Raw genomic sequence first — 8,714 nt, 5'->3', positions numbered from 1 at the left:
GGCGATCCGCTGATCGTGCGGACCGAGCATCGCCTGACCGAAAGCGCCTACAACGGCCTGAGCGACGGCAGCGCCATCGAGGTGACCTACCTGCCGGGTGAGCCGGATCAGGTGCGGCTGGCGGGCGTCGAGACGCCCGATGACGTGCTCCGGCGCTGGCTGACCGTGGCGGCTGCCGGGTTGGGCGGCGCGGCGGTTCTGCTGCTGCTCGTAGGGCTGGTGCGGCGGGGCCGCGCGCCGCGCATCAAGGGGCGCATCCTGTGGGGCGAAGTCGTGCGCGCCGTGGGCGAGCTGGACGCGCGCGGACGCTTTACGGTGCGGCTGCGCTACCAGTTCCGCATGCCGCAGGGCAAAAAGATGATCGTCAAGCAGATCAGCCGCCCCCGCAGCGATCTGGACCCCGAAGACATCCCCGGGCCGGGCACGCCCGTCGTGGTGTACTACCGCTCCGAGACCGATCACCGGCTGTTGTGAAAAGCAGCCGTCAGTAATGAGCGATCAGTAAACGCAAAAACGGGAGGACTTCACACCTCCCGTTTTTTGCGCACGGCCCCCATAGAAAAACCGGGCGATGCTTGCATCGCCCCTACGGATCCAGGCCGCCTGTCTCCCCTCTCCAATCGGATTGGAGAGGGGCCGGGGGTGAGGTTCTGCTGATCTCAGATCAACTGCGCCCATTGCGCCCCTAGCGGCTGCGCGAGAGCGCCGTATCCACCAGCGTGTGCTTGATCTCCCACAACGCGTCCGTCAGCGAGACGTGATAAATGTGCGGGTTGATCAGGCGGCGCACACCGGGATCGAGCCGGTTCACGTCCGCCTGCCGCCGCGCGCGGATCGCCTCGATGTCCGGCAGATCGACCACCAGTTTGCCGCCGTCCAGAATCTGCACCAGCAGCGGCTCGAACTCGGAAATCTCCTCCTGGCGCAGCGTGCGGAACTTGGCCGGATCGGAAGGGTGGCGCAGCGTGAGCGTTTTCATCGTGCGCGGATCTTCGTTTTCGGCGGTCAGCAGGTCGGCGGTCGCCGTACCGCGCTGATCGTAGAGCCGCCACACGGTCTTGTGGCCGGGATTGGGCGTCTTGGCCGCCGACTCGGAAACCTTGATCGCGGGCACCCACTCGCCGCCGTCGCAGACCGCCGCCAGCTTGTACACGCCGCCCAGCGCCGGCTCCCCTTCCGACGTGATCAGCCGCGTGCCGACGCCGTACGACAGGCGCTTGATGACGTGATCGGCGTCCACGCCCCAGCGCGGCGCCTCGTCGCGGATCTGGGTCATGATCTGCCAGATGACAGCTCGTCCAGGTCGCCGGAGAGCGTGATCGTCGTGTTGGGAAAGCCCGCCTCGTCGAGCATCTTCGCGCCGCGAATGGCGAGATAGGCCAGGTCGCCGGAATCCAGGCGGATGCCCATCGGCTCGTGACCCTTGCGCCGCAGCTCCTCGAAAACGGCGATCGCGTTAGGGATGCCGCTTTCCAGCGTGTCGATGGTGTCCACCAGCAGCAGGCAGTCGTCCGGGTACGCCTCGGCATAAGCGCGGAATGCGCCCAGCTCGCCCAGGCCCAGCGCCATCGACATCTGCACGAGGCTGTGCGCGTGCGTGCCCTTCGGCGGATAACCCAGTTCGCGCGACATCGCCACGTTCGATGAAAAATCGGCCCCGCCGATCAGCGCGGCGCGCGCGCCTTCATTTGCGCCCAGGCCCTGTCCCCGCCGCATCCCGAATTCGAGCAGCAGCCGCCCCTGGCCGCTCTGGTGCATGCGGCTGGCTTTGGTGGCGATCAGCGTCTGAAAATTGAGGTGGTTCAGCAGCGGCGTTTCGAGGATCTGGGCCATCGCCATCGGCCCCTGGACGACCGTCAGCGGGACGCCGGGATGCACCACGCGCCCTTCGGGGATCGCGTAGAGGCTGAGGGCGTCGAAGCTGCCGTTGGCGCGCAGCCACGCCAGAAAATCGTCGTCGAAGGTGCGCGTCCCGGTCCGCCCGGTCTGCGCGCGCAGGTACTCGATGTCGCCGTCCTCGAAGCGGGCGCTGCGCATCCAGTCGAGGATCCATTCCAGCCCGGCGTTGACGCAGTAACCCGCCTGATGCGCGCCGTAATCGGGATAGCTGCGGAAGAAGTGATCGAACTGGACCTGTTTTTCGTGCAGGCCCATACGGTAATACACCTGGGCCATCGTGATCTGGTAGTAATCGGTGAACAGCACGCTGTCACCGGGATGCTGCCGTGCGCTCATGAGCCGTGCCTTTCGGGAAACATGACGTTCTGCGCTCTACTTCTATTGTAACAACGGCGGACCGGGACGAATCACGCCTCCCGCCGCGTGACCGCCCACCGGGCGCGCGGGAAATCGAACAGCCAGTCCGCGTGCCGGATCAGGCTGTAGCCCAGAATCATATCCATACGCCGCTCGATCATCGCGTTCACCGGGCCAAGATCGACGCCCGCCACGCGCACCGCCGGGAACGTCTCGCCGCCGATGATGCACCGTGCCATGACGTACATCGGCGTCTCGACGTCGGTCCCGGTGGAGTCCGTGCCGGTCGAGCGTCCGGCGGGCGTGAACAGCGCCGGATGCGCCGCGATGAAGGCCGCGTCGGCCACCGTCAGCGCCGCGCCCGTGTCCCACACCGTTTGGGCCTGCGCGCCGCCCTCGAAATCCACCATGAGGTACGGGTGAAACTTGCTGTCGAACATCAGATCGTGCCGGGGCGCGTCCGCGCTGAAGGCCGTGTCGTCGTCCAGCAGCACGCGATTCTGCCCGAACAGAAAGTAGCAGCAGTGATCCTTGAGCACGTCCATCCCGATCAGACTGCTGATGCCGGGCGCGTCGCGCGGGGTGCGCGTCAGCGTGAAGGGCGCGCGCTCGATCGGCCCGACCGTCAGGCGCGGCACGGCGATCAAGTCGTTGCTGCTGGGCGCAAATACGCCGGAGGACTGGTGCTGCCCGGCGGGCGGGAAGACGGCGGTGGTGTCGTCCTCGACCACGCTGGACGTGGCCGCGCCGGTATCCAGCAAAAAGCGGTAGGGACGGTCGGCAATGGTCCCGTCCACGAAGACGCCCGCCGCATCGATCTCGTCAGGGTCGGGGTCGATGATCAGAGTCAGCTCGCTCATGAAGCCTCCGGTGAAGGGTGCGCCGTCAGAGTCGCCAGAGTGTACCCCGCTCCGGCGCGCCGTTCTATCCCGCCCCGCCGTTCGCCCCTATAATGCGCGTAAATCCAACCGACTTTCCCACGCGGCGGAACAAATCGAGCGGCTGCCGCGTCCTGGTATTATGCAAGACTGGCCCGAACTACATGGGAGGATCTTATGAGACGCATGTTATCGCTGCTGCCCCGGCTTGCCGCGCTGGCAGCGGGCATCGGCTTACTCGGCGTGGCGGCGATGGCTGCCGCGCAGAGTGACGAGGCGCTGCCGCCGCACGTGATCGACGTGTGGCCCTATCCCGGCGAGGAAGTGCCGGTGGATGAAGCCGTGACCGTGACCTTCGACCAGCCGATGAACGCGGCCAGCGTCGAGGCGGCATGGCAGACCGCCCCGGCCACGCCGGGCGCGTTCACCTGGACGGACGAGCGCACGGTGCAGTTCGCGCCGGACGGCGGCTGGCCGCGTGCGACGCGCATCACTATCGAGATCGGCACGGGCGCGCTGGCCGCGAACGGCCTCGCGCTGGAAGATCCGTACACCTTTTTTGTGCAGACCATTGGCTACTTAGAAGTTTCGGCGGTGATCCCGGCGGCGAACACGGAAGGCGTCATGGCGGACGCGACGATCACCGTCTCGTTCGACCGCCCCGTCGTGCCGCTGCTCTCCACCGAACAGCTTGACGACCTGCCCGATCCTCTGGTGTTCGATCCGGCGGTGGAAGGCACGGGCGAGTGGGTCAACACCTCGATCTACCAGTTTACGCCCGCCGCGCCGCTGAAGGGCGGCACGACCTACACCGTCACCGTGCCCGCCGGGCTGGAAGACGTCACCGGGGCGACGCTGCAAGAGACGTATACGTGGCAGTTCAAGACGCTCGCGCCGGAGATCCTCAGCATCACGCCGCAGCAGAATCAAAGCGACGTGCTGCTCGACGCGCCGGTCACGGTGCAGTTCAGCCAGCCGATGGATCACGCCAGCACCGAGGAAGCGTTCCTGCTGCTGCACGACGGTGAGCGCGTGCCGGGGACGTTCGAATGGTCGGAGGATAGCCGCACACTGACGTTTAAGGCGGACGGCCTGCTCGACATTGAGTCGGTGTATTCGCTCAGCCTCGCCAACAGCGCGCGCAGCGCGTCCGGCGAGGCGACGATCAGCCAGGGCGTGACGTATACCTTCACCACGGTGAAGCGCCCCGGCATCGACAGCACCTACCCCGGCAACAACGAAAAGGACGTCCAGCCGGGCAGCGGCGTGAGCATCACCTTCCGCAGCCCGATGGACATGGACACGCTCGACGGCAAGGTGGTGATCGTGCAGCCGGAGGGCGTGGACTGGCTGCCCGTCGCGCAGGGCAACCGCTCGCTATACATGGACTTCGCCGTGATGCCGGAAACGACCTACGTGATCACGGTCAAAGCCGGGGCGGAAGACCTGTACGGCAACGCCATCGAGACGGACTACACGTTTACCTTCACGACCGCCGCGCTCGAACCGTACGCCTCGCTGCCCGCGCAGGGCCAGTTCATGATCACCAACGCCTACCGCGAGGATACGCGCATCGCCATGAGCGTCACGGCGCGGCCCGAAGTTAAGTTCGCGCTGTACCGCGCCGGGACGGACGATCTGGCCGACCTGACGCGCGGTTATTACTACTACGACGAGCGCCCGCCCATCGCGCGTGACGAAAACCTCGTGCGGCGCTGGACGCAGCGGCTCGATCCCGGCGCGACGCCGTGGGGCGTGGACGAAGTGCTGCTGGCCTCGGACGAGGGCGGACAGCTTCCGACCGGGGTGTATCTGCTGCAAGCGGACGTGCCCAACCAGGACTACCCGCAGTACATGGCAATCGGCGTGGTGACGGCCAACATCACCGTCAAGCGCGGGCCGGACGAGGCCCTGATCTGGGCTACCGACATGAACAGCGCCGATCCGGTCGCCAACCTCCCCGTGACGGTCTACGGCGCGGGCGGGGTCGAACTGGCGAACGGCGTCACCGGGGACGATGGCGCGCTGCGCCTGCCGGTCGATCTACGCGGGGCCAGCGACCAGGCCATCTACGTGGTCGCGCAGCGCGACGACGCCTACGGCGTGTGGAATTCGTGGAGCCAGCCGTACACCTCCGACACGGAAACGTATCTCTACACCGACCGCCCGATCTACCGCCCCGGCCAGACGGTCTACTTCCGGGGCGCGCTGCGCGCCCGCGACGACATGACCTATACGCGTCCCTCGGTCGAGCAGGTGCACGTGCTCATCGACGTGAACTGGGGATCGCAGATCCTGTACGAAGACGACCTGACGCTGACCGAGTTCGGCACGTTCGACGGCAAAGTCGATCTGCCGGACGACGCGCAGATCGGCCAGGGCACGATCTACATGAGCGTGGGCGGCGAAAACCTGGGCCAGATCGGCTTCACCATCGCGGAATTCCGCACGCCGGAATACAAGGTCGAGGTGACGCCGGACTACGACCGCATCATCCAGGGCGATCCGCTGAACGCGGTGGCCGCTGCGTCGTATTACTTCGGCGGCGCGGTGAGCGACGCCAGCCTGACCTGGACCGCGCACGGCGAACCGGCCTACTTCAACTACACCGGGCCGGGGCGCTACAGCTTCACCGACTACGACCAGGACTACTTTAGCTGGGTGGACCTGGGCAGCGGGACGGAACAGACCGACGCCAACGGGCAGGTGATCGTGACCCTGGAAAACACCACCGCCCCCGCCACCCGCCCGATGAACATCATCGTCGAGGGCGAAGTCTACGACGAGAGCGGCCAGTACATCGCCGGGCGCACCAGCGTTTTGGCGCACCCCGCCGAGGCGTACGTCGGCCTGCGCACCGATCGTTACTTCGGGCGCGAAGGCCAGCCGGTCGGCGTGGACCTGATCGCCGTCACGCCGGACAGCGCCCCGATCGCCGGGCAGAAGATCGCCCTGACGGTGGTCGAAAAGCGCTGGGAGCGCACGCCCATCGAGGGGCAGTTCGGGCAGTACACCTGGACGCAAACCGAGATCGACGTCCAGACGGACGAGATCGTTACGGGCGAGGACGGCACGGCTAGCTACAGCTTCACGCCGCCCAACGCGGGCATCTTCCAGATCCGCGCGCAGGTGCGTGACGGGCGCGAGCGCCTCAACACCGCTTCGACGCAGATCTGGGTCACGGGCAGCAGCCGCACCGTGTGGTGGGGCCAGCCCAGCAGCCAGATCGACCTCGTGGCGGACAAGGAACTGTACAATGTGGGCGATACGGCCCAAATCCTGGTGCCGATCCCCTTCAGCGGCGCGTCCACCGTGCTGGTGACCATCGAGCGCGACGGCGTGCAGAGCTACGAAGTGCGGAAGGTCGAAGGATCGACGCTGATCTACGAGCTGCCGATCACCGAAGACCACGTGCCGACGATCTTCGTCTCGGTGGTGGTGGTCAAGGGCGTGGACGAGGAAAGCGCCAACCCCGACTACCGCAGCGGCACGATCGGGCTGGAAGTCGATCCGGCCAGCCGCCGCCTGAACGTGACGGTCACGCCGTCCGCGACGATGGCGCAGCCGGGCGACACGGTGACGTTCGACGTCAAAACGACCGACGCGCACGGCGAGCCGGTGAGCGCGGAGGTCGGTGTCACGCTGACGGATCAGGCGATCCTGTCGCTGGCCCCGCCGAACAGCATCTCGCTGGAAGACACGTTCTACGGCTACCAGTCCGACGCGGTGTATACCACCGTCGCGCTGGATTCCCTGCTGGACTCGATGACCGACGAGATCCTCGAACAGCAGAAGCAGCGTGACGCCGCTGCGGGCGCGGTTCCGATGGCGGCGATGCCCACCGCGACGGCAATGAACGCCGACGGGATGGTGATGGAAGCCGCCGCTGAAGCGTTTGGCGCAGAGGACGAAGCCGCGCAGCAGCAGGTCGAGATCCGCGAGGACTTCCAGCAAACGCCGCTGTGGGCCCCGCGCGTAGTCACGGACGAGACCGGATCGGCCACGGTCGAGGTGACGCTGCCGGACAACCTGACGACGTGGCACCTCGACGCGCGCGGCCTGACGCCCGATACGCTGGTGGGCGACGCCGAACTGGACGTGATGAGCACGCTGCCGCTGCTGGTGCGCCCGGTCACGCCGCGCTTCATGGTGGTCGGCGACCGCGTAACCCTGGCGAGCGTGATCAACAACAACACCAGCGCCGCGCAGACGGTCCAGGCGACGCTGCAATCGACGGGCGTCACGCTGGAAAGCGACGCCACGCAGTCGGTAACGATCGAGGCCGGGAGCCGCGCCCGCGTCGAGTGGGTGGCCGTGGTCGAAGACGTCTCCGCTGTGGACCTGACGTTCATCGCCATCGGCGCGGACGGCTACCAGGACGCATCCAAGCCCACGCTGGCGACCGGGCCGGACGGCACGATCCCCGTCTACCGCTACACCGCGCCGGATACGGTCGGCACGGGCGGCGTGCTGCGCGAGAACGGATCGCGCACGGAAGCGATCAGCCTGCCGCCGCGCCTCGACGCGGATCAGGGCGAGCTGACGGTGCAGCTCGATCCGTCGCTGGCCGCGACGACCATCGACGCGCTGGACTACCTGAAGAACTACGAGCACCAGTGCATCGAGCAGACGGTCAGCCGCTTCCTGCCCAACGTCATGACCTACCGCGCCCTGCGCGACCTCGGCATCGACGATCCGGCGCTGGAAGCGAGCCTGAAGTCCGTGCTGGACTACGCACTGGCGAAGCTGACCGCCGAGCAGAATCCCGACGGCGGCTGGGGCTGGTTCACCGGCATGGAAAGCAACCCGTACATCACGTCCTACGCGGCGCTGGGGCTGATCGAAGCGCGCGACGCGGGCTTTGCCGTGGACACGAGCATGCTCGACCGCGCGCTGAACTTCGTGCGCGGCGACTTCATCCGGCCCGGCATCGACACACCCTCGTGGCAGCTCAACCGGCAGGCGTTCTACCTCTACGTGTTCGCGCGTAACGGCGAACCCGTCCTGAACGAGATGGACGCGCTGCTGGCCCAGCGGCTGGAAATGGACTTCTGGGCGCGCGGCTTCCTGCTGATGGCCTACGACGCGCTCGATCCTGAAAACGCCGCCGTCGCGTCGCTGGTCAGCGACCTGCAGAGCGGCGCGATCGTCTCCGCGACCGGGGCGCACTGGGAAGAAGCCGACATGGACTGGTGGAACTGGAGCAGCGACACGCGCTCCACGGCCATCGTGATGGCGGCGCTGACGCGCGTCACGCCCGACTATGACCTGCTGCCCAACGTGGTGCGCTGGCTGATGGTCGCGCGGAACGGCGATCACTGGGAGACCACGCAGGAAACGGCGTGGGCCGTGATGGGCCTCACCGACTGGATGAAGGCCAGCGGCGAGCTGGAAGGGAACTACGACTACGCGGTGACGCTCAACGGCGACCTGCGAACCGAGGGCACGGTCACGCCGGAGACGGTGCGCGACGGTCAGACGCTTCAAGTAGCGGTCAAGGATCTGCTGCTGGACGAGGCCAACCGCCTGACAGTCATTCGGGGCGAGGGCGACGGCGTGTTGTATTACACCGCGCACCTA

Annotated in this window: 3 protein-coding genes and 1 pseudogene; 2 read left to right on the top strand and 2 right to left on the bottom strand. The window is 66.8% G+C overall.

The annotated features are described in order from the left end of the window. Window positions 1–474 (top strand): hypothetical protein (locus V7116_RS15270; RefSeq protein WP_324392809.1); only part of this gene is annotated, 474 nt, incomplete at its 5' end. Window positions 475–685: 211 nt separating this feature from the next. On the opposite strand, the pseudogene V7116_RS25820 reads toward V7116_RS15270, so the two are convergent. After that, window positions 686–2,235 (bottom strand): annotated as a pseudogene (locus V7116_RS25820) (nicotinate phosphoribosyltransferase). A gap of 71 nt (window positions 2,236–2,306) precedes the next feature. Then, on the bottom strand, window positions 2,307–3,116 hold the full coding sequence (locus tag V7116_RS15255) for a retropepsin-like aspartic protease (RefSeq protein WP_324392806.1): 810 nt from the start codon (window positions 3,114–3,116) through the stop codon (window positions 2,307–2,309). 195 nt (window positions 3,117–3,311) lie between these two features. On the opposite strand from V7116_RS15255, the gene V7116_RS15250 reads away from it, so the two are divergent. After that, on the top strand, window positions 3,312–8,714 hold a 5,403-nt coding region (locus V7116_RS15250), incomplete at its 3' end, for an Ig-like domain-containing protein (protein WP_324392805.1).

The organism is Aggregatilinea sp. (genome assembly GCF_036822615.1).
In the GTDB taxonomy this organism is placed as follows: Bacteria; Chloroflexota; Anaerolineae; order Aggregatilineales; family Aggregatilineaceae; genus Aggregatilinea.
This window is presented reverse-complemented; position numbering and strand designations above follow the sequence as displayed.